The 20,714-nt window shown below is 46.7% G+C and carries 13 protein-coding genes; 12 read left to right on the top strand and 1 reads right to left on the bottom strand.

Going from position 1 to position 20,714, the window contains the following annotated elements:
• The first annotated feature begins 75 nt into the window (after positions 1 to 75).
• The 4 genes from BM359_RS04415 to tilS all read left to right on the top strand — a co-directional run bounded on the left by BM359_RS04415 (position 76) and on the right by tilS (position 7,236).
• Entirely contained in the window at positions 76 to 1,371 is a 1,296-nt protein-coding gene (locus tag BM359_RS04415) for an NAD(P)/FAD-dependent oxidoreductase (protein WP_054488318.1), read from the top strand.
• 78 nt (positions 1,372 to 1,449) lie between these two features.
• Entirely contained in the window at positions 1,450 to 4,926 is a 3,477-nt protein-coding gene (gene dnaE, locus BM359_RS04410) for a DNA polymerase III subunit alpha (protein ID WP_054488316.1), read from the top strand.
• Positions 4,927 to 4,941: 15 nt separating this feature from the next.
• Positions 4,942 to 5,898 carry an acetyl-CoA carboxylase carboxyl transferase subunit alpha gene (gene accA, locus BM359_RS04405; protein WP_054488314.1) on the top strand — a complete coding sequence of 319 codons (957 nt, stop codon included), beginning with the start codon at positions 4,942 to 4,944 and terminating at the stop codon, positions 5,896 to 5,898.
• A gap of 6 nt (positions 5,899 to 5,904) precedes the next feature.
• Positions 5,905 to 7,236 (top strand): tRNA lysidine(34) synthetase TilS, encoded by a 1,332-nt coding sequence (gene tilS / locus BM359_RS04400; protein WP_054488312.1) that lies wholly within the window; start codon positions 5,905 to 5,907, stop codon positions 7,234 to 7,236.
• Here tilS and BM359_RS04395 read toward each other — a convergent pair.
• Positions 7,202 to 8,107, bottom strand: coding sequence for a GGDEF domain-containing protein (locus BM359_RS04395; RefSeq protein ID WP_054488311.1), 906 nt, complete (start codon positions 8,105 to 8,107; stop codon positions 7,202 to 7,204). The two genes, tilS and BM359_RS04395, sit on opposite strands and share 35 nt — an antisense overlap.
• A gap of 166 nt (positions 8,108 to 8,273) precedes the next feature.
• Between BM359_RS04395 and BM359_RS04390 the strand changes: the two genes are divergently transcribed.
• From BM359_RS04390 to BM359_RS04355, 8 genes are all read left to right on the top strand, one after another.
• Entirely contained in the window at positions 8,274 to 10,241 is a 1,968-nt protein-coding gene (locus BM359_RS04390) for a monovalent cation:proton antiporter family protein (RefSeq protein WP_054488310.1), read from the top strand.
• A 120-nt stretch (positions 10,242 to 10,361) separates the two neighbouring features.
• On the top strand, positions 10,362 to 11,588 hold the full coding sequence (locus BM359_RS04385; protein ID WP_054488308.1) for an efflux RND transporter periplasmic adaptor subunit: 1,227 nt from the start codon (positions 10,362 to 10,364) through the stop codon (positions 11,586 to 11,588).
• A 5-nt stretch (positions 11,589 to 11,593) separates the two neighbouring features.
• Positions 11,594 to 14,770 carry an efflux RND transporter permease subunit gene (locus tag BM359_RS04380; protein WP_054488306.1) on the top strand — a complete coding sequence of 1,059 codons (3,177 nt, stop codon included), beginning with the start codon at positions 11,594 to 11,596 and terminating at the stop codon, positions 14,768 to 14,770.
• Positions 14,771 to 14,895: 125 nt separating this feature from the next.
• On the top strand, positions 14,896 to 15,606 hold the full coding sequence (locus BM359_RS04375; RefSeq protein ID WP_054488304.1) for a DUF599 domain-containing protein: 711 nt from the start codon (positions 14,896 to 14,898) through the stop codon (positions 15,604 to 15,606).
• 12 nt (positions 15,607 to 15,618) lie between these two features.
• Complete coding sequence (gene astE / locus BM359_RS04370) at positions 15,619 to 16,650, top strand: succinylglutamate desuccinylase (RefSeq protein ID WP_054488303.1); 1,032 nt, start codon at positions 15,619 to 15,621, stop codon at positions 16,648 to 16,650.
• A gap of 160 nt (positions 16,651 to 16,810) precedes the next feature.
• A complete protein-coding gene (locus BM359_RS04365; protein ID WP_054488301.1) occupies positions 16,811 to 17,998 on the top strand; it encodes a thiamine pyrophosphate-dependent dehydrogenase E1 component subunit alpha in 1,188 nt (395 codons plus the stop codon).
• Positions 17,998 to 18,975 (top strand): alpha-ketoacid dehydrogenase subunit beta, encoded by a 978-nt coding sequence (locus tag BM359_RS04360; protein WP_054488299.1) that lies wholly within the window; start codon positions 17,998 to 18,000, stop codon positions 18,973 to 18,975. Before BM359_RS04365 ends, BM359_RS04360 begins: the two co-directional genes overlap by 1 nt.
• Before the next feature lie 12 nt (positions 18,976 to 18,987).
• A complete protein-coding gene (locus BM359_RS04355; RefSeq protein WP_054488297.1) occupies positions 18,988 to 20,568 on the top strand; it encodes a dihydrolipoyllysine-residue acetyltransferase in 1,581 nt (526 codons plus the stop codon).
• Positions 20,569 to 20,714 lie beyond the last annotated feature (146 nt).

Here is a 20,714-nt window from a genome sequence, read left to right as displayed (position 1 = left end):
ACAGTCGTTATCTAAAGCCACTGGCGTTATCATCGTCAGTGGCTTTTTTATTATCTGCAGATAGGCGAGGCACAAATGCAAGAACGGATTGTCATTGTTGGTGGTGGTGCAGGTGGACTGGAATTAGCGACCATGCTGGGGAGAAAGCTGGGTCGTAAAAAGAAAGCAAAGATTACCTTAATTGATCGTAATAGCACTCATTTATGGAAACCGCTATTACACGAAGTTGCTTCAGGTGCGCTAGATTCGCGCCTGGCTGAGCTGGATTATCGCGGGCAAAGCGCTCGCGAAGGCTTCCAGTTTCTGGTTGGCACTTTAGAGTCGGTGGATAAAGATGAAAAGTCGATTCAATTAGCGGCGATAAAAGATGAACAGGGTCATGAAGTGTTAGCGCCGCGAAGCATTCACTACGATAGATTAATTCTTGCGATAGGCAGTGTTACCGCGGACTTTGGAACCCCCGGGGTTGGCGAGCACTGTTATTTCCTGGATTCATTGCGCCAGGCAGATGAGTTTCACGAGCACCTGCTCAATGAATTCTTACGGGTAAATCAGTCAATTGAAGATGGTAAGGAAACGAAATTATCGTTGTCTATCGTTGGCGGCGGCGCTACTGGAGTTGAATTGGCAGCGGAGTTAATTCACTCGGTTTCGTTGCTATCGATTTATGGTTTGTCTTATCTGGACCAAAAGCATTTTGAAGTACGTTTAATTGAAGCCGGTAAAAGATTATTGCCTGCTTTGCCTGAACGCCTGTCGAAGTCAGTGGAGAAAAAACTAAAGTCGCTTGGCGTCGAAGTTATTCTGGATAACCCAGTGACAGAGGTTAAAGAAAACACACTGGTTCTGTCGGAAGGCGAACCGATTCAGGCAAACCTAATGGTTTGGGCGGCAGGAGTCAGGGCGCCGGATGTGGTTAAGGAATGGGGCCTGACTGTTAGAAAAAATAATCAGATTGAAGTTAACGAGTACCTTCAGTCGGTATCTGATCAAAGTATTTATGCCATAGGCGACTGTGCGGGCTGCAAAATCGATGATGAGCGCTGGGTGCCGCCCAGAGCACAGTCTGCGCATCAAATGGCAGAGTGCTTGTATGACAATATTGTTCGTGAATACAAAGGCAAGTCAGCCAAAGCATTTAAGTATAAAGATCGCGGCTCGTTAGTTTCGTTAAGTCGTTTTTCTGCTGTTGGCAACCTGATGCAAAGTAAAAGTTTATCAATGTCGCTTGAAGGCACGCTGGCGCGTTGGGCTTACGCCAGTTTATACCGGATGCACCAGAGAGCCCTACATGGCTGGTGGAAAATGTTGCTGTTGTTGATGGTTGATAAACTGAACCATGTGGTAAAACCGCGCCTGAAGTTACACTGACGATATACTTCGAAAGCCGCTTAAGGCACAATAAAGGCCATAAAATGATAACGAAAAAAGCCAGACTGTATTCGTAAAATGACTGCACCAAATTTTGTTCACCTAAGAATTCATAGTGACTTTTCCATGATAGATGGCCTGGCGAAAGTTGGGCCCATTTGTGAAGCGGTTGCTGATGCCGGTATGCCGGCGTTGGCCATTACTGACCAAATGAACTTTTGTGGTTTAGTCCGCTACTATGGCGCGGCGCATAAGTTAGGGTTAAAACCTTTAATTGGCTGCGACTTTTGGGTTCAGGCAGATTATCCTGAGTCCGAGCTTTTTCGGTTAACCGCCCTGGCGATGGACAATGAAGGCTATCAGCAAATTACACAGCTGATTTCAAAGGCGTATTTAAGAGGTAATATTAAAGGTAAGCCAGTTATCGACAAAGACTGGCTCAAAGAGCATAACGAAGGCATTATCCTTCTGTCGGGCAGTCGACAAGGTGATGTTGGACAGGCTCTGATTAAAGGGCATGACAGTCAACTTGATCTTGCTCTGGATTTTTATCAGCAGTACTTTCCAAATCGCTATTATCTTGAGTTGGTGCGTACAGGGCGTCCTCAGGAAGAAGATTACCTGCATAAAGCGGTTGCCTTAGCTGGTCAAACGGAACTCCCTGTCGTTGCGACTAACGAAGTTGTTTTTCTTAAAGAAGAAGACTTCGACCCGCACGAAATTCGAGTAGCCATTCATGACGGTTACCAGCTAGAAGACAAGCGCCGTCCTAAAAAATATTCTCCGCAGCAGTACCTTCGTTCCAGCGAAGAAATGATAGAGCTGTTTTCTGATATTCCTGAAGCAATAGAAAACACGGTTGAGATAGCCAAACGCTGTAATGTTACTGTGCGTTTAGGGGAGTATTTTCTTCCCAAGTTTCCAACGGGCGACCTGACTACTGAAGCATTTCTCATCAAAGCTTCAGAAGAAGGTCTGGAAGAGCGTTTAGAGTTTTTATTTCCAGACCCGGAGGAGCGGCAACAAAAGCGTCCTGAATACGATGAACGGCTGAAACGCGAGCTGGGCGTTATTAACGATATGGGCTTTCCCGGTTATTTTCTTATCGTTATGGAGTTTATTCAGTGGAGTAAAGATAACGGTATACCCGTAGGACCGGGCCGGGGCTCGGGTGCGGGCTCTTTAGTGGCTTATGCGCTTAAAATTACCGATCTTGATCCGCTTGAGTTTGACCTGCTTTTTGAACGATTTTTAAACCCAGAACGGGTTTCCATGCCCGATTTCGATGTCGACTTCTGTATGGATCGCCGTGACGAGGTTATTGACCACGTAGCTGATCTTTATGGGCGTGGAGCGGTCTCGCAGATTATTACTTTTGGCACCATGGCGGCTAAAGCGGCCATCCGTGACGTTGGCCGGGTGCTGGGCCATCCTTACGGTTTTGTCGACAGAATTTCAAAGCTGGTACCGGGTGACCCGGGCATGACTCTGGCTAAAGCCTTTGAGGTAGAGCCTCAACTTGGTGCTGCGTACGAGCAAGACGAAGAAGTTAAGGCCATTATAGATATGGCCCGTATTCTGGAAGGTGTGACCCGTAATGCCGGTAAACATGCTGGTGGTGTGGTTATTTCTCCAACCAAAATAACTGACTTTTCGCCACTGTATTGTGACGATGAAGGCAACAACCCGGTTACTCAATTTGATAAAGACGATGTTGAATCAGCGGGCCTGGTTAAGTTTGACTTCTTAGGCCTCAGAACGTTGACCATTATCCAATGGGCTGTGGACATGGTAAACCGGCGCCACGCTAAAAGTGGCAAAGACCCTATAGATATTACCGCAATTGATTTAACCGATCCGGCTTGTTTTAAATTATTGAAGAAGGCCGAAACAACGGCGGTCTTCCAGTTAGAGTCTCGTGGCATGAAAGAGCTGATTAAAAAGCTTCTGCCGGACTCTTTTGAAGACATTATCGCTTTGGTTGCGCTGTTTCGTCCGGGGCCATTGCAATCGGGAATGGTTGATAACTTTATCGACCGAAAGCACGGTCGTGAAGAGATCTCTTACCCGGATGTTAAGTATCAGCATGATAGCTTGCAATCGATACTGGAGCCTACCTACGGGGTTATTCTGTATCAAGAGCAGGTAATGCAGATAGCGCAGGTTCTGGCAGGTTACACGCTTGGTGGTGCAGATTTATTACGTCGCGCAATGGGCAAGAAAAAGCCAGAGGAAATGGCCAAACAGCGCGAGATTTTCCGTGAAGGGGCCGCTAAAAATAACATCGACCCTGAACTGGCCATGAAAATCTTTGATTTGGTTGAGAAGTTTGCCGGTTATGGCTTTAACAAGTCGCACTCTGCCGCTTATGCGTTGGTTTCTTACCAGACTTTATGGATGAAGACCCATTACCCCGCAGAGTTTATGGCTGCGGTGATGTCAGCAGACATGGACAATACCGATAAAATTGTCACTTTAGCTGATGAATGCGAACGCATGGGGCTTGATTTATTACCACCCGATGTGAATAAAGGTGAGTACAAGTTTACTGTCGACGAGCAGCAGCGAGTTGTGTACGGGATTGGGGCCATTAAAGGTGTCGGTGAAGGTCCTATTGAATCGATCATTCAGGCGAGACAAGAGGGTGGTCCGTTTCGGGATTTATTCGATTTTTGTTGTCGGGTTGACCTGAAGCGCATGAATAAGCGTATTCTCGAACGCTTAATTCGCGCCGGCGCAATGGACAACCTTGGACCGCACCGTGCAGCGCTGATGGCAACGTTGGAAAAAGCGATTCGCCAGGCAGAGCAGCACCTTAATGCTGAGAAAATTGGTCAGTCTGACATGTTTGGGGTTCTGACGACCGAACCCGAAGCGGTTGAACAAGAGTTTGTCAGCGTGCGCAAATGGTCAGAAGCGGTATGGTTAGAGGGTGAGCGTGATACTCTGGGGTTATATTTAACCGGACACCCGATCAATCGCTTTCGTAAAGAGCTCAAGCACTACATTAATAGCACGCTGTCCAGTGTGACTCCTACGCGCAAAGATGAAAGTATCGCAATTGCGGGGCTGGTCATCGATATTCGCGTATTGACCAATAAACGTGGTCAGCGTTTTGCTATAGTTACTTTAGATGATAAAACAGCGCGCATGGATGTGCGTTTATTCAGCAATGAGTACGAAAGTTATCAAGAATTGCTAGAAAAAGACCGAATTTTGTGGGTAAAAGGTGAGGTCAGATTTGATAACTTCAGTAATAGCAATACAATGACAGCCAGAGAAGTGATGGCAATTGAGCAGGCTCGGGAAACGTATCTCAGACACATAGCAATTACAGTCACCGATGAGCAGCTCACTAATGGCCTTGCCAGCAAACTGGAAAAGCTATTAAAACCCTTTGCTGAAGGGACTTGCCCGATAAAAATGCGGTATCAGTCGGAACGTGTTGAAGCCACTTTAAATGTTGGCGCACAATGGTATGTGAATCCGTCTGATGAACTACTATACGAATTACAGAACTTGTTGGGAACTCAGCAAGTTTCACTCGAATTTTAAAGGAAATGACAGCGAATGAGCCTTAATTTTCTGGATTTTGAACAGCCGATTGCAGAACTTGAAGCGCAGATTGAAGAACTGAAATCTGTTGGCGACCGCGGGCAACTGGATCTTAACTTGGAAGAAGAAGTCCAGCGACTGACAACAAAAAGTCAGGAACTGACAGAGAAAATCTTCTCTGATCTCGGTGCGTGGCAGGTAGCACAACTGGCGCGTCATCCGCTACGTCCATACACGCTTGATTATATCCGTATGATCTTCACCGAATTTGATGAAATGGCGGGTGATCGCTCTTTTGCTAATGATGAAGCAATTGTCGGTGGTATTGCACGTTTGGATGGCAAGCCGGTGATGGTTATTGGTCAGCAGAAAGGGCGTGAAACGAAAGAAAAAATCCGCCGTAATTTTGGTATGCCAAAACCGGAAGGTTATCGGAAAGCATTGCGTCTTATGGAGACAGCTGAACGTTTCAATATGCCGGTAGTAACCTTTATTGATACGCCCGGTGCGTATCCTGGGATTGGTGCTGAAGAGCGCGGACAAAGTGAAGCAATTGCTCGTAATTTAAAAGTTATGGCTCGTTTAACCGTTCCAATTGTTTGTACTGTTATAGGCGAAGGCGGCTCTGGAGGAGCACTGGCTATTGGTGTTGGCGACCGGGTTAATATGCTGCAGTACAGTACCTACTCGGTTATTTCTCCTGAAGGTTGTGCCTCAATTTTATGGAAAAGTGCCAGTAAAGCACCTTTAGCAGCAGAAGCTATGGGGGTAACTGCGCAGCGTAGTAAAGAGCTCGGTTTAATCGACGCTATCATTCCTGAACCTCTGGGCGGTGCGCATCGCCATCAGGAAGAAATGGCAACGCGACTGAAGCAGCAGTTGGTGTCAGACTTAGAAAGCCTAAAAGACCTAAGCCACGAAGAGTTGCTGGACCAGCGTTATCGTAAACTGATGTCTTTCGGTTACTGCTAATTTCCAATGACGGTTGACGGTCTATACGACCTATTTTGTGACGCTTTAGAATCTCTCGCATTAAAGCCGGGGCAGCAATTAGTTGCTGCTCTGGGCGGTGGGGCTGACTCACAAACCATTCTTGATTTGCTGATGCGTTATCGTCAGCAACATCCTCAGTATGACTACCTGGCGATTCATCTGGATCACAGTTTCCATCCAAGCTCTGCTGACTGGTCCTCGACCATAGAGGAAGCAGCAAAAGCTTACGGTATTCCAACCATTTTTGAGCCACTCGATGTGCCTGTTGCAAACAGGCAGAGCAAAGAAGCCGCAGGTCGTGAAGGGCGCTACCAACGGATGGCTGAACTGACTCAAAATGACACCGTGCTACTGCTTGGTCAGCACCGTAACGATCAAATTGAAACCTTTTTTCTGCAGTTAAAACGTGGCAGCGGTCCTAAGGGCTTGTCTTCTATGGCACGTATTCAGCCGTGGGCAGGAAACCGTCGATTATGTCGACCTCTGCTGAGTGTCAGTAAAGAACAAATTTTAGATTACGCAACGCAGCGTAATTTGACCTGGATAGAAGACGATACCAATTACGATACAAGCATTGAGCGAAACTTTCTCCGGCATGATGTCGTTCCTGTACTGGAACAACGTTGGCCTCAGTTTGGTCAAAGTGTTTTGCGTGCCGCAAAGCTTTGTGCTGAACAACAGCAGGTTATGGATGAACTGTTGTTAGAAAAACTACATAACCAACAGAGCCATACCCATCACTTTCCTCTCTTGTTACTAAATCAACGCTCAGAAGCAATGCAACGTGCCTTGCTACGCACTTGGCTGCAAGAGCAGAAAAAGCCATTACCAAGTTACGAGCAGCTAGAACAAATCCGTCGTCAGGCACTTACGGCCAGCGATGACAGTCAGCTACAAATACAGTGTGACGGTTACGTTGTACGGTATTTTCAGCATGCACTTTGGTGTGACGTTAAGCTAGCCAAATTACCCGGTGATTCTTTAGTAACTGAAACGAACATCGACTTGGGCAAGTGGGGTAAACTGACTGTCCCGACTGAGCTTGTCGAGGGCAGTAATCAGCTAAAACTTACCTTTTCATTGCCCGCGGAAAAACTGGCAAAGCCTGGGCGTCAGGGGCGGAAAAAACTTAAAGAATGGCTAAAGCAAGCCGGTGTTCCGCCCTGGTTAAGACAAAGACGGCCCATACTCGAACTTAATGAAAAATACCTTTGGGTTGCCGGTATGGGTTGGTTTAGTTTTCAGACTGAGGACACTATCAGTTTGCCGGAGCCGGTGTGGTTTAACTCAAATGCTGATCTTTTCCCGCTACTTTAGCGGCGTAAAGACGTCTGTCGGCTTCATCAATAATGTCTTGTGCGCTGTGGAAGCTTTCCATGGCCAGGCTGCCGGCACTGACCCCAATGTTAAAAGTGGCAAGTTTAATGTCGTTATTAAGCGCATTACGTATGCGTAGGAACACTTCCTCGGCTTGTTCCGGTTGAGTGTTTTCTAGTATAAGTACGAACTCGTCACCACCGTAACGAAACACTCGGTCTGTATCTCGTAGCTGCTGTTGTAGTAATTGACCAAACTGCTTAAGCACTTCGTCACCTTGTTGGTGGCCATGGCGGTCATTAACCGCTTTGAAGCCGTCCATGTCCAGTAGCATAACAATATGAGACTGGCTGTTGTCCCGTTTTAGACGAGCGCTGAGGTGCTCTAAAGTCTCGTCTAACAGAGCGCGGTTGCCTAATCCGGTTAAATGATCGCGCACCGCAACTTTCCGTAAACGAGAAAAGTGTATTGCATTTCTCAGCGGGAAAGTCAGGTGTTTATGCATTTGTTCCAGCCGTACTTTATTAACGTAGGAAGGGGGGCGTTTAAATTGATAGACCATTTGTCCTAAGTATTCGTTATCAGCGTAAAGCATGACCGAGTACTCACTATTTTGGTCTTGGTAATTACCAACCAGGTTAATAATTTGGTCGTCTGAGATGAATTGTAATGCGCTAACAGGCAGTCGTTGTAGCATATATTCGGCATAAATTGACAGCACTTGATTTAAGTCGAGAGAGGTTTGCAAGCGTTCGCTGAGCGGAGCCGACTTGGACTTTAGTTCTGTTGATGATGTTAACTGACTGATAATCGCCTGAGTTTTGTTCTCAGTTGTTTTACTCTCAGCTTTAGCGACAGCTCTGTTTAACATGACAAACCTTTGTGCCTGAATTTAATAATTGAAATTAACTCTGCAAAATTCGAGCCAGAATTAAAATCTTTATAATTTACAAAACTTTATAAGAGCTAGTTTTTCTGAAACAAAAGAGTGTTACTATTTTGACACTACAAAAACAAAACAATTCGGGAGCTTCTGAATGAACGGTACTTTTTCCAGTCTTCTGCTTCTATTGGCCGTTGCCGTGATTCTGGTCTGGTTGTTCCGAAGAATTAAGTTACCAGCAATTTTGGCTTACTTAGTTGCAGGCATTATCGCCGGTCCAGATGTTATGGGCTGGATAGCCGATCCCGATGACTATCATCTGGTCGCAGAGTTGGGAATTGTGTTGCTGTTGTTCTCGCTCGGTCTGGAGTTCTCGTTGCCTAAAATGATTGCAATGCGACGCTGGGTATTCGGACTAGGGGCGGCACAGGTTCTTGGTTCACTGCTGGTATTCTTGCTTATAGCTTTTATTTGGTTAGATGAATGGGCAGCTTCGTTAGCAATAGCGGGTGCGCTGGCTCTGTCATCGACGGCGGTTGTTATTAAGCAGTTGAAAGAGAGTGCGCAAACCTCCACCCGGCGAGGGCAGATGACTGTTGCTATTCTGCTCTTTCAGGATATAGCCGTTGTTCCTCTGCTTATTATCATTCCATTATTAGCATCCGATGACGGCAATATTGGATCCACTTTATTGTTTGCCTTAGCCAAAGGTGCCGCGGTTATTGCCGTGCTTATGACTATTGGGAAATGGGTATTACCTTACTTATTTAAGGAAATAGCTAAACAGAGAACCGATGAGCTCTTTGTTCTTGCTACGTTACTGGTAGCTCTGGTTGCCGGCGGTATGACGCATATCTTTGGGCTTTCCATGGCGCTGGGGGCTTTCCTTGCAGGTATGATGCTGGGTGAAAGCCAATATAAACACCAGTTAGAGGCTGATATTCGTCCGTTTCGTGACATTTTGATGGGGCTCTTTTTTACTACCATTGGTATGCAGCTTCAGCTTTATGGTTTTGTTCAAAATTTTCACTGGATACTTCTGGCGCTGGTTATTATGGCGGTGATTAAAATTGCCCTGATAAGCTCGGTTGCCCGCTTTATGGGTGAGCGAGATGAAGACGCCTGGGGCAGTGGTATTTCGCTGTTTCAAATGGGTGAGTTCGGCTTCGTTATTGTGGCGTTAGCAAGCACTCATGGTTTACTGAGTAAAGAAATTGTTACCAGCATGATAGGTATTGGCGTACTGAGTATGGCCATGACCCCTATAGTCATTCATCGTCTTAAACCCCTGGTTAACCTAGTGGTTCGTCACCCTGATCCATTAGTCGATATTGAGAAGCAACGCACAACGGGCGGTGAGGGTCTTGAAAATCAAGTACTCATTTGCGGTTTTGGTCGGGTTGGGCAAACCATGAGCCGGTTCCTTGATGCTGAGGGCATTACGCATATTGCCGTCGACAATGATCCTATGAGGGTTCAGGAAGCAGTCGCCGGTGGCGCCCGGGTTTATTTCGGAGACAGTGCCCGTAAAGACATTTTACGAGCCGTAGGAGCTGAAACGGTGGACTTGATTATTATCAGCTTCGCCGATGATCTACGCGCCCTGGATGTATTGAAAGAACTGCGTCAATTGAACCCTGATGCTTACATTATTGTGCGCAGTAAAGATGACATGAGATTGACTCAGCTGCAGGAAGCAGGCGCTTCTCAGGTGGTGCCGGATACATTGGAAGCAAGCCTGATGCTTATTTCTCATGTGTTGAATCGTAGCGGAATTCCGATACGCCGTATTCTTGCCCGGCTGGATAAAGAACGTCGTAACCACTATGGAGAAATGCACGGTTTCTTCCAGGGTTCAGAAACCGATATGGACCCAGAGCTCTCGGATAAGCTGGAGTTTCTGAAGGCGTTAACTTTGCCGGAAGGTGCCTGGGCTATCGGTAAACGCATTGATGAACTCGACTGGGACAAGCATCAGGTTCAGTTGAAAGCTTTGCGACGTGATGACGAGGAATTTCCTGAGCCCGATAGTGATACAGAACTGGAGTCGCAGGATGTGGTTCTGTTAATGGGTAAACCGCGTTATGTAGAGGCTGCTGAACGTTGGTTACTGGAGGGTTGAAACAGTCAGTTACAACTTTCCGGCGTATTCACACAACTGGCAACAGTTAACGTCTAACATTTTACAATATTAACAGCGATAATAAGGCTGTGAATTAATCAATAAGAGCAGAACAATAAAATGAAATTTCCAAAACGCGCCTTTATTCCACCGTTAATCATTGTGGGTGCTATTGTTTTATCAGTCTTGGCCAGCATGACCGCTGAGCCTCCAAAACAACGCGACCAGACAAAACCTGCAGCAATGGTTGAGGTTCTCGAAGTTAGTCCCCGTGACATGACTTTTATTGTTGATTCCCAGGGAACAGTAAGACCTAAGCATTCCACTATGCTGGTGGCAGAGGTTACCGGTCAGATTGTCGATGTGGCTGATAACTATAATGCCGGCGGTTTTTTCAAAGAAGGTGACATGCTCATTCAGGTGGACCCTTCTGATTATGAAGTCGCAGTTCAACAAGCCCGGGCAGCGCTGCTGCAAGCTCAATCGGAACTTGAGCAGGAGAAAGCACGGGCAAGAGTTGCCGAAGAAGAGTGGGCAGCATTTGAAGACGGTAAGGCTCCTGAATTAGGTTTACGTAAGCCGCAACTGGCTAGTGCTATCGCGGCGGTTGAATCTGCAGAGGCAAACCTTGCAAAGGCAGAGCGTGACTTAGAACGTACAACCATTAAGGCACCATTTGACAGTGTATTAAGAAGTAAAGAAGCAAACTTAGGGCAGTTTGTTTCAACGGGTAGTCAAATAGCCTTGGTGTTTGACACTCGCACCGCAGAGGTTCGCCTACCTCTGAGCGACCTTGATATGACTTATATTCTGGATCCGGCAATTGCTGAAGAAAAGCCTCGTGTGCAGTTAGAGTCTCTGGTTTCAGGTCAGTCAGCGACCTGGCAGGGAAGATTGGTCCGCACCGAAGGCGTTCTGGATGAAAACAGCCGTGTCATTTACGGTGTTGTTGAAGTTCCTGATCCTTATAATTTGAGCGGTGAAACCCATAAAGTGCCATTGCGTTATGGCCGTTTTGTTCAGGCAAAAGTTGAAGGTGAATCTGCAAAAGGTCTGATGGAAGTTCCTACCTATGCTTTGAATCCAGATAGCTCTGTATGGATTGTTCCGGAAAGCCGTGAACTGGAAAAACGCGATGTAGAGGTAGTGCGTACGCAAGGCAACAAGAGCCTAATAAGTTCTGGTTTGGAAAGTGGCGACAAAGTGGTGCTTACTCAGCTCAAAAATGCCTTACCGGGCATGAAAGTTCGTTTGCCAGGAGACCCTTTGCCTGAGCAAATGGAAACAGCAGCCAAGTCAGATGACGGTGACAAAGAAGACACCGACTCTGAAAATGTAGGCGGGTAAGTATCATGACGACAGAAAAACAGACAGGCCTTATTGCGTGGTTTGCACGCAATACCGTGGCCGCCAACCTATTAATGATCATCATTCTGGTTGCAGGTGCGTTATCGGTATTTAGTGTGCGCAAGCAAATGTTTCCAGAAGTTGAATTAAATATTATCAGTATTCAGGTGCCATTTCCCGGCGCCGCACCCCAGGAAGTAGAACAGGGTGTGATTATGCTGATAGAAGACGCTATTGAAGATGTTGACGGTATTGAAGAAATGACATCGCAGTCCAGAGAAGGCGGTGGTAGCGTCACATTGGAAGTGGAGCCTGATTATGATGTACAGGTTGTCATGGATGAAGTCAAAATGCTGGTGGACGCTATTCCTAACTTTCCTCAGCAAATTGAGAAGCCGAATATCTACCGGATTCGACCTCAGCGACAAGTTATTTGGATGTCGGTCTATGGAGATCTCGACGAGCGGGGTAGAAAGGAGTTAGCAAAAGAAGTTCGTGATGAACTTAAAACGGTCGGCGGTATTACAAAGGTAGACGTGGTTGGCGACCGCGACTACGAAATTTCGATTGAGATCTCTCAGCAAGACCTTGAGCGTTATGGACTGACTTTCTCGCAAATAGTTGAAGCGGTGCGTGGTACCTCAATTGATGTGGCGGGCGGCTCAATTAAAACACCGAATGGTGACATTCTGTTGCGAGCCAATAACCAGGCCTATGTCGGCGGCGAATTTGAAAAAATTGTTCTGTTGAGCCGCGCAGACGGAACGCGCCTAACTCTGGATGACATTGCCAAAGTACAAGATGGCTTTGTGGAAGAGGAATCTTATACCCGCTTTGATGGTAAACCGGCAACTTTTGTCCGGGTACAGTCTGTTGGTGACCAGAATGACCTCAAAATTGCGGAGTATGTTCGCGGCTACGTTGAACGGAAAAACAAAGAATTACCGGATGCGGTTCAACTGGCGCAATGGGGAGATTCCTCCTATTACCTTCAGGGTCGCTTAGACCTTATGCTCAACAATATGTGGATGGGTGGTTTGCTGGTCTTCCTCATGTTGTCGCTTTTCCTGCAGTTGCGTTTGGCGTTCTGGGTCATGATAGGTATTCCTGTCTGTTTCCTGGGAACCATTGCATTAATGCCGCTCCCTATGTTTGACGTTTCTATTAATATGATATCGCTGTTTGGCTTCATATTAGTGTTAGGGATAGTGGTGGACGATGCCATAGTCATAGGGGAGAGCGCATACACAGAAATAGAAGAAAACGGCAAGACAGTTGATAACGTTATTGCGGGGGCTAAGCGAGTCGCTATGCCGGCAACCTTTGGTGTGTTGACTACCATGGTTGCGTTCGTCCCTATGTTAACGGTTGAAGGGGGGATGGGAGCAATCTGGGAGTCTATTGCCTGGGTCGTTATTCTTTGTCTGGCGTTTTCACTGGTCGAGTCAAAGCTGATTCTGCCTGCGCACATCAGCAAAATGAAGTACTCCAAACAAGAAGGTGAAAAAGCTAACGCTTTTCAGCGGTTCCGTAACAAATTTGCTGGTGCCATTAAGTCGTTCGTTGAAAATTATTACCGACCGTTTCTTAAAAAGTGCCTGCATTATCGCTATACAACACTAGCGAGCTTTGTTGGTCTGCTGATTCTAATGGTAGGCCTTATGAGCGGCGGTATCGTTCGCTGGGTTTTCTTCCCGGATATTCCGAGTGACTTTGTTCAGGCAAATGTAGAAATGCAGCCGGGTACGTCAGAAACACGAACTATTGAAGTTTTGAATAGTGTGGAGCAGTCTCTGACGGCAGTTGATAATCGCATTAAGGAAACAGAAGGCGAAGGCGCTGTCAGACACACCAATATCTGGATGAACGGCACTACGGCAGGTACGGTTTTCGTTGAGCTGAAAAAAGGTGAAGATCGCCAGCTAGATGGCTTTGAAATCGTAAACCAATGGCGTGAAGAAGTACCAGAATTGGCTGGCGTACGTGCCCTTAATTTCCAGGGAAGTATTGGCGGCGGCAGCGGCTTTGATATTGAGTTCCAGTTAGTAGGCGAAGATTTGGATGAGCTAAAAGCGGCAGCGGATGAACTGAAACTCGAGCTTGCCGACTACGACGGTGTATTCGATATAGAAGATACCTTTGGGGATGGTAAAGAAGAGATTCTGCTACAGACTAAGCCACTAGCTACAGCTATGGGAATTAACCTGGCCGAGTTGGCCACACAGGTCCGCTACGCGTTTTATGGCGCTGAAGCACAGCGTATTCAGCGAGGTGACGAAGAAATAAAAGTCATGGTTCGCTACCCTCGTGATCAACGCGAGTCTGTTGGTAACTTACAGGATATGAAACTGCGCGCTCCGGACGGGTCTGAAATTCCATTTACCGAACTGGCGGATATTGAGTTTGCTGAAGGTTACAGCACCATTACTCGTATAGACCGTCAACGTTCTGTGAATGTTCGTGCTCGTGCGGATAAAGATAAAGTTGAGCCTTTCCGCATTGTCGAAGAGGTTCGTAAAGAGAAAATCCAGACTATTCTGGATAAGTATCCAAGTGTCAGCTTTGAATTACAGGGCGCTACTCAAGATGAGGCGGAAGCGACTGGTTCGTTGGCAATTGGTGGTTTGTTGGCGATGTTTGCAGTCTATGCGCTAATGGCTATTCCATTGAAATCATACAGTCAGCCGTTGATCATTATGTCGGTGATACCTTTTGGGGTTATCGGTGCGGTTATCGGGCACTGGGTAATTGGTATGCCGGTTAGCATTTTGAGTCTGTTCGGTATCATTGCGCTGGCTGGGGTTGTGGTAAACGACAGTTTGGTTATGGTCGACTATGTTAACCGTGCACGTGAAGTGGGAACCGACTTACGTAAGGCTGTTCTGGATGCCGGTTGTCGCCGTTTCCGGGCCATTACCTTAACCTCGTTGACCACCTTCTTTGGTTTGCTACCGATTGTACTGGAGAAGAGTCTGCAGGCGAAAATAGTGATTCCAATGGCGATATCATTGGCATTCGGTATTATCTTTGCCACCGTTATCACCTTATTGTTGATACCTTGCCTGTATCTCATTCTGGCCGATAGTAAACGGGGCTTGCGTACTATGTTGTCCTGGTATGGGTTGGCAAAACCGCCGGAACCCAAAGATATGAGTACGAAAGAGGCATTAGAAAACTACTAAGTGCCTGAGAAGAGAAAATAAAGCCGGAGCTAAGTCTCCGGCTTTATCGTATGGGCGGTCATAAACTGGTAAACTAATGTCATTACACTATTTAATAAATGGATCATTTCATAGGAAACGCTGACATGTTGCTGTCACTTCTTGATCTTAGCGCTTTACTGTTTTTCTTTTTTTGCTGGATAGGCTACTCATTGTTTGCACGTAAGCGTGCCAGAACCACTCACTGCCTATCGAGTATCCTGTGTTCATTACGAATTGATTGGTTTAGTGCCGTGATGCACAAGGACAATCAGGTTGCCGATGCGTCTTTAATTGGCAATGTGGAGCGTACAGTCACTTTCTTCGCATCTTCTACGATTTTGGTGCTGGCTGGTGTCATTACTGTATTAGCTCATGCCGATGAAGTCGTTTTGGTGTTAAATGAAATTCCAATGAGTCCGGATACGGTTCCTATTTTAGTGCAGTTTAAGCTGTCGGTTCTGGCGCTCATTTTTATCTATGCCTTTTTTAAGTTTACCTGGTCAATTCGTCAGTTTGGCTTTGTATCGGTGCTGTTAGGAGCTTCAGTCGAGTACCATCAGGAGAATAAACCTGAGGAGGAGCGTCAGCGTTTTGCTATGCATGCAGCCAAAGTACTGGATCAATCCGGCCACGAGTACAATAAAGGCTTACGTACCTACTACTTTGCTTTGGCCTATTTATCCTGGTTTCTACACCCCGTCATGCTGATCATTTCAAGCACTATTGTTGTTGCAGTTCTGTATCGTCGTGAGTATCGTTCGCGCGTATTACGCGAGTTATTGGCGACTAAAGGTTATGTACCGGGAAAAAAATAATAGGAGAACATTGTGATTAAGGTCTTTTCTGATTTTCTTGCCTGGACTCGCGAAAACGAGTGGGGCTGCGATGAAAGTCATAATTTAAAGCTTGCCGATGGCACGAAATTGTCGGTTTGGGACAGTGGTGTGCTCGAAGTTACTCCAGAAAACCCTGGCCGAAAGGACATTATTTTATCTTGTGCAGTGCATGGTAACGAAACGGCTCCTATCGAAATTTGTCGCGACATTATTAACGATATTATTAATGAAAAGCAGACAGTGACACACCGTACACTGTTTCTAATTGCAAACCCGGCTTCAATTAATAAAGGCGAACGCTTTGTTGAAGAAAATATGAACCGGTTATTCAGCGGCGCGCATAGTAAAGGTGATACCCAGAACAAAGAACGCGAGCGTGCGGCTAAAATTGAGAGTTACGTAGAGCGGTTTTATCAGTCAGCTCCTGATGGCTCCCTAGAGCGACTGCACTATGATTTGCATACAGCAATTCGGGACTCAAAACGCGAGAAGTTTGCCGTTTACCCGTTTACACACGGAGCCCCCTATAGTCGGCAGCAGCTCCAGTTCTTACTGGCCTGTGGGGTCGATACCGTTTTATTAAACCAGGCGCCGACAACCACCTTTTCTTACTTCAGCGTCAGGCAGTTTAACGCACAGGCATTTACGGTTGAGTTAGGAAAGGTTCGTCCGTTTGGCGAAAATGACCGTACTCAGTTTGCCGGAGCCGAAAATTCACTGCGGAAATTGATTTCTGAAATGGAGCTGGAATTTGGTCCCTTTGAGCCAGAACAACACTATGTCTTTAAAGAAGCACAAACCATTAACCGCACTCAGCAGGACTTTGAGCTAAACTTTGCGGATAATGTTGCTAACTTTACCTCTTTTAATAAAGGGGATTTACTAGCGCGAGACGGTGAAAAAAAGCATTACGCTCAGCACGATGGTGAACATATTATTTTCCCCAATGCCAAAGTGGCGCTGGGACATCGGGCGCTATTAACTGTGGTACGGGTACCGACAGAATCGCTCGACCTGGTCTGAGACTCACTGGTCTAAGTAGTCAGGCTTTGTTGTTATTACTGTTCGTTTCTATTTACACTTAGCGCACTCAGTTTTCATTAGTGTGTGGTTTGCATGTCACTTTACGTAAAGGTAAAGTAGCGGCAATTTTCCACCCAGCTTAAAACCGAAAGAGAAGGTTATGGCCAAGGATAAAAAACACAACACAGAGATTGTGACCAAACCGAAATGGTTTGATAAAGACTCAGTCACAATTCCAATGCTGCAAATCTTAAAAGAAGATGGCAGTTTCCATAAAGATGCCGATATGCCGGAGTACGATAAAGAGCTGATCGTGAAAATTCACGACACTATGCAATTTATCCGTATTCTTGATGAACGCATGATTGCCGCTCAGCGTCAGGGTCGTATCAGTTTTTACCTGGCCTCCCGGGGTGAAGAAGCTGAAAGCGTGGCTTCTGCCGCCGCGCTGGATGCCGGTGACATGATCATGGGCCAGTACCGTGAGCAGGGCGCTTTAGCATATAGAGGTTTTACCGTTGAACAGTTTATGAATCAGCTGTTTTCTAACGAGAAAGACTTAGGTAAAGGCCGTCAGATGCCGGTTCACTACGGTTGCGCTGACTTAAACTTCATGACCATATCGTCGCCTTTGGGAACGCAAATTCCACAGGCAACAGGTTATGCGTTTGGTCAGAAAATGGATAAAACCGAAAAGTGCACTATCTGTTACTTTGGTGAAGGCGCAGCATCTGAAGGTGACTTCCACGCCGCTCTGAACATGGCATCGGTTTATAAAGTGCCGGTTATCTTCTTCTGCCGTAATAATGGTTACGCTATTTCTACACCAGCGCAAGGCGAGCAGTATGCTGGTGACGGTATCGCACCGCGTGGTATTGGTTATGGTATGAAAACCATACGTATTGATGGTAACGACGTTTTCGCTGTGTTGAAGGCAACGCAGGAAGCTCGTCGTTTAGCTGTAGAAGAAAACGAGCCTGTATTGATTGAAGCTATGTCATATCGTATGTCAGGTCACTCTACGTCAGATGACCCTACAGGTTATCGTACTCGTGATGAAGAAGCAGACTGGCAGGCCAAAGACCCACTTGAACGTTTGCAGAAGTGGATGATGAATGAAGGCTGGTTGGATAAAGATCACGTTGAAGAGCATCACGCAGAAGTAAAAGCGAAAGTTCTGGCAGCATTAAAAGAGTCAGAAAAAGTACCGGTCCCGCACATTGATGAACTGATCAATGATGTTTACGACGAACCGACTGACATGCTGAAAGAGCAGTTAGACGAGTTAAAAGAGCACATCCGCAAATACCCGGATGCCTACAGTAAAACGTCGGGGAGACTGGACTAATGGCTAAAATGAATTTACTACAGGCCATCAACAGCGCGCTAGACCTGGCGATGGCCAAACATGACAACGTATACAGTTTTGGTGAAGATACTGGTGGTTTTGGCGGTGTATTCCGTGCAACCTCAGGTTTGACCGAAAAATACGGCAAACATCGCAACTTTAATACACCCTTGGTTGAACAAGGCATTATTGGTTTTGCCAATGGTCTTGCTTCGCAGGGTAGCTTTGCTATTGCTGAAATTCAGTTCGGTGACTACATATTCCCGGCATTTGACCAAATTGTGAATGAGACGGCCAAGTTCCGTTATCGTTCAGGTAATGAGTTCAACGTTGGTGGTTTAACCATTCGTACACCGTACGGTGGCGGTATCGCCGGTGGTCATTACCACTCACAGTCTCCGGAAGCCTACTTTGCGCATACGCCGGGCATTAAAATTGTGACTCCACGTAACCCGTACGAAGCAAAAGGGTTACTGCTGAGCGCTATTTTTGATAAAAACCCGGTGTTATTCATGGAGCCGAAGCGGTTGTACCGCGCCTCAACAGGTGAGGTTCCTGAAGAAGAATACACTATTCCACTAGGCAAAGCTGACGTGGTCAAAGAAGGTACAGATATTACCGTTCTTGGCTGGGGCGCGCAGATGGAAATGACCGAAAAAGCAGTTGAAAAAGCCGAAGAAGATGGCGTTTCATGCGAAGTGATTGACTTGCGCACCATCTCCCCGTGGGATGTTGAAACTGTGACTCAGTCAGTTCTGAAAACCGGACGCCTGGTGATTAGCCAGGAAGCACCTATTACCGGTGGTTTTGCCAGCGAAATCGCGGCAACCGTTCAGGACAAATGCTTCTTGTATCTTGAGTCTCCAATTGCCCGTGTTTGCGGTATCGATGTACCGTATCCGCTGTGTCATGAGAAAGAGTACATGGCTGATCATTTGAAGATTTATGAAGCGATCAAACGCTCAATGAACTACTAAGGACCCATCGACATGAGTAAAGACTTTATTCTGCCCGATATCGGCGAAGGGATCGTAGAGTGCGAAATCGTTGAGTGGCTGGTTGCCGAAGGTGACGAGGTTAAAGAAGACCAACCTGTGGTTGAGGTAATGACCGATAAAGCCATGGTTGAGATCCCGGCTAAAGACGACGGCGTTGTAGAAAAGCTGTATTACCAGAAAGGTGATATCGCTAAGGTCCACGAGCCGTTATTTGCCATTAAGCCAGCTGACGGCTCTTCTGATGAGTCGCCGGCCAAAGAAAAAGACAGCGCGCCGGCTAAAAAAGAAGAATCGAAAACTGAGCAAAAACAAACCTCAGCCGGTGGCGATACAACCGACTTTATTTTGCCGGACATTGGCGAAGGTATTGTTGAATGTGAAATTGTTGAATGGCTGGTGTCTGAAGGCGATGAAGTAAAAGAAGACCAGCCGGTTGTTGAAGTCATGACGGACAAAGCAACGGTTGAAATTCCGGCGAAAGACGACGGTACCGTGGTTAAGCTGTATCACAAGAAGGGTGATATTGCGGAAGTACACAAGCCGTTGTTTGCGTTGAAGCCCGCGGGTGGCGTTCAAGAATCGGATTCAAATGCTCCGCAGAGTCATGTTGAACCTGAGTCTAAGACACCGTCATCGGATTCCAAAGCAGAGGCTGAACCGCCAGCGAAAGCACGTCAGGGCAAAGCCATTGCAAGCCCGGCAGTACGCCGCCTGGCACGTGAGAACGATATTAATATTGCGGAAGTATCGGGTTCGGGTAAAAAAGGCCGGGTTCTGAAGCAAGATATTGAAGCCTTTAAGTCAGGTGACCAGAAAGCGCAGACAACAACTGATAGTCAGCCGTCACAAAAAACGGCTACTACTGGTGGTACTCGTACCGAGGCTATCCGCGGTGTGAAAGCGGCTATGGCTAAGCAAATGATGAGCTCGGTCAGCACCATTCCTCATTTCACTTACGCGGATGAGTTTGATGTTACTGAGCTAATCGCATTGCGTGAAAAGCTGAAAGAGCAGTACAAAGAGAAAGGTATTCGTTTAACTGTAATGCCATTCTTCATTAAAGCTCTTTCGCTGGCACTGAAAGAATTCCCGGTGATGAACGCACAGGTGAATGAAGACTGTACTGAGATCACTTACTTTGATGACCACAACATTGGCATGGCCGTTGATACCAAAATTGGCCTGTTAGTACCTAACGTCAAACAGGTACAAAACAAGAGCATTATTGATGTAGCCAATGAAGTCACTCGTCTGACTCAGGCATCGCGCGAAGGCAAGTTGCCGCAAGCCGATATGAAAGGCGGTACCATCAGCATTTCAAACATCGGCGTTATTGGCGGTACAGTGGCAACTCCTATCATCAATAAGCCGGAAGCTGCGATTGTCGCTTTAGGTAAAGTGCAGGAACTGCCGCGCTTTGATGCTAACGGCAACGTTGTTGCCCGTAAGATAATGACGGTAAGCTGGTCAGGCGACCATCGCATTATCGATGGTGGTACCATTGCCCGTTTCAACAAACTCTGGCAAGAATACCTCGAAGACCCAACCAGCATGCTGGTAAACATGGTCTGAGATAAAGGCTAGGCTCCTACGGACATTGCGCTCCGCTAGGAGCCAAGACCCTCTGATACAGGAGACGCAACGAGCTCATCCATGAGGGCTTGACGAAGGCCATCTCTGGCCTTCGACACTCCTGTATCAGAGGGTCTTAACTCCTG

It is taken from the genome of Idiomarina abyssalis (assembly GCF_900116625.1).
Classification (GTDB): domain Bacteria; phylum Pseudomonadota; class Gammaproteobacteria; order Enterobacterales; family Alteromonadaceae; genus Idiomarina; species Idiomarina abyssalis.
Note: the sequence above shows the minus strand (reverse complement) of the source record. Positions and strands in the feature narration are given on the sequence as shown.

What these genes read in the sequence shown, in the direction of transcription:
- BM359_RS04415 (WP_054488318.1), top strand. Translation starts at nt 76, where the DNA reads ATGCAAGAACGGATTGTCATTGTTGGTGGTGGTGCAGGTGGACTGGAA.
- dnaE (WP_054488316.1), top strand. Translation starts at nt 1,450, where the DNA reads ATGACTGCACCAAATTTTGTTCACCTAAGAATTCATAGTGACTTTTCC.
- accA (WP_054488314.1), top strand. Translation starts at nt 4,942, where the DNA reads ATGAGCCTTAATTTTCTGGATTTTGAACAGCCGATTGCAGAACTTGAA.
- tilS (WP_054488312.1), top strand. Translation starts at nt 5,905, where the DNA reads ATGACGGTTGACGGTCTATACGACCTATTTTGTGACGCTTTAGAATCT.
- BM359_RS04395 (WP_054488311.1), bottom strand. Translation starts at nt 8,107, where the DNA reads ATGTTAAACAGAGCTGTCGCTAAAGCTGAGAGTAAAACAACTGAGAAC.
- BM359_RS04390 (WP_054488310.1), top strand. Translation starts at nt 8,274, where the DNA reads ATGAACGGTACTTTTTCCAGTCTTCTGCTTCTATTGGCCGTTGCCGTG.
- BM359_RS04385 (WP_054488308.1), top strand. Translation starts at nt 10,362, where the DNA reads ATGAAATTTCCAAAACGCGCCTTTATTCCACCGTTAATCATTGTGGGT.
- BM359_RS04380 (WP_054488306.1), top strand. Translation starts at nt 11,594, where the DNA reads ATGACGACAGAAAAACAGACAGGCCTTATTGCGTGGTTTGCACGCAAT.
- BM359_RS04375 (WP_054488304.1), top strand. Translation starts at nt 14,896, where the DNA reads ATGTTGCTGTCACTTCTTGATCTTAGCGCTTTACTGTTTTTCTTTTTT.
- BM359_RS04365 (WP_054488301.1), top strand. Translation starts at nt 16,811, where the DNA reads ATGGCCAAGGATAAAAAACACAACACAGAGATTGTGACCAAACCGAAA.
- BM359_RS04360 (WP_054488299.1), top strand. Translation starts at nt 17,998, where the DNA reads ATGGCTAAAATGAATTTACTACAGGCCATCAACAGCGCGCTAGACCTG.
- BM359_RS04355 (WP_054488297.1), top strand. Translation starts at nt 18,988, where the DNA reads ATGAGTAAAGACTTTATTCTGCCCGATATCGGCGAAGGGATCGTAGAG.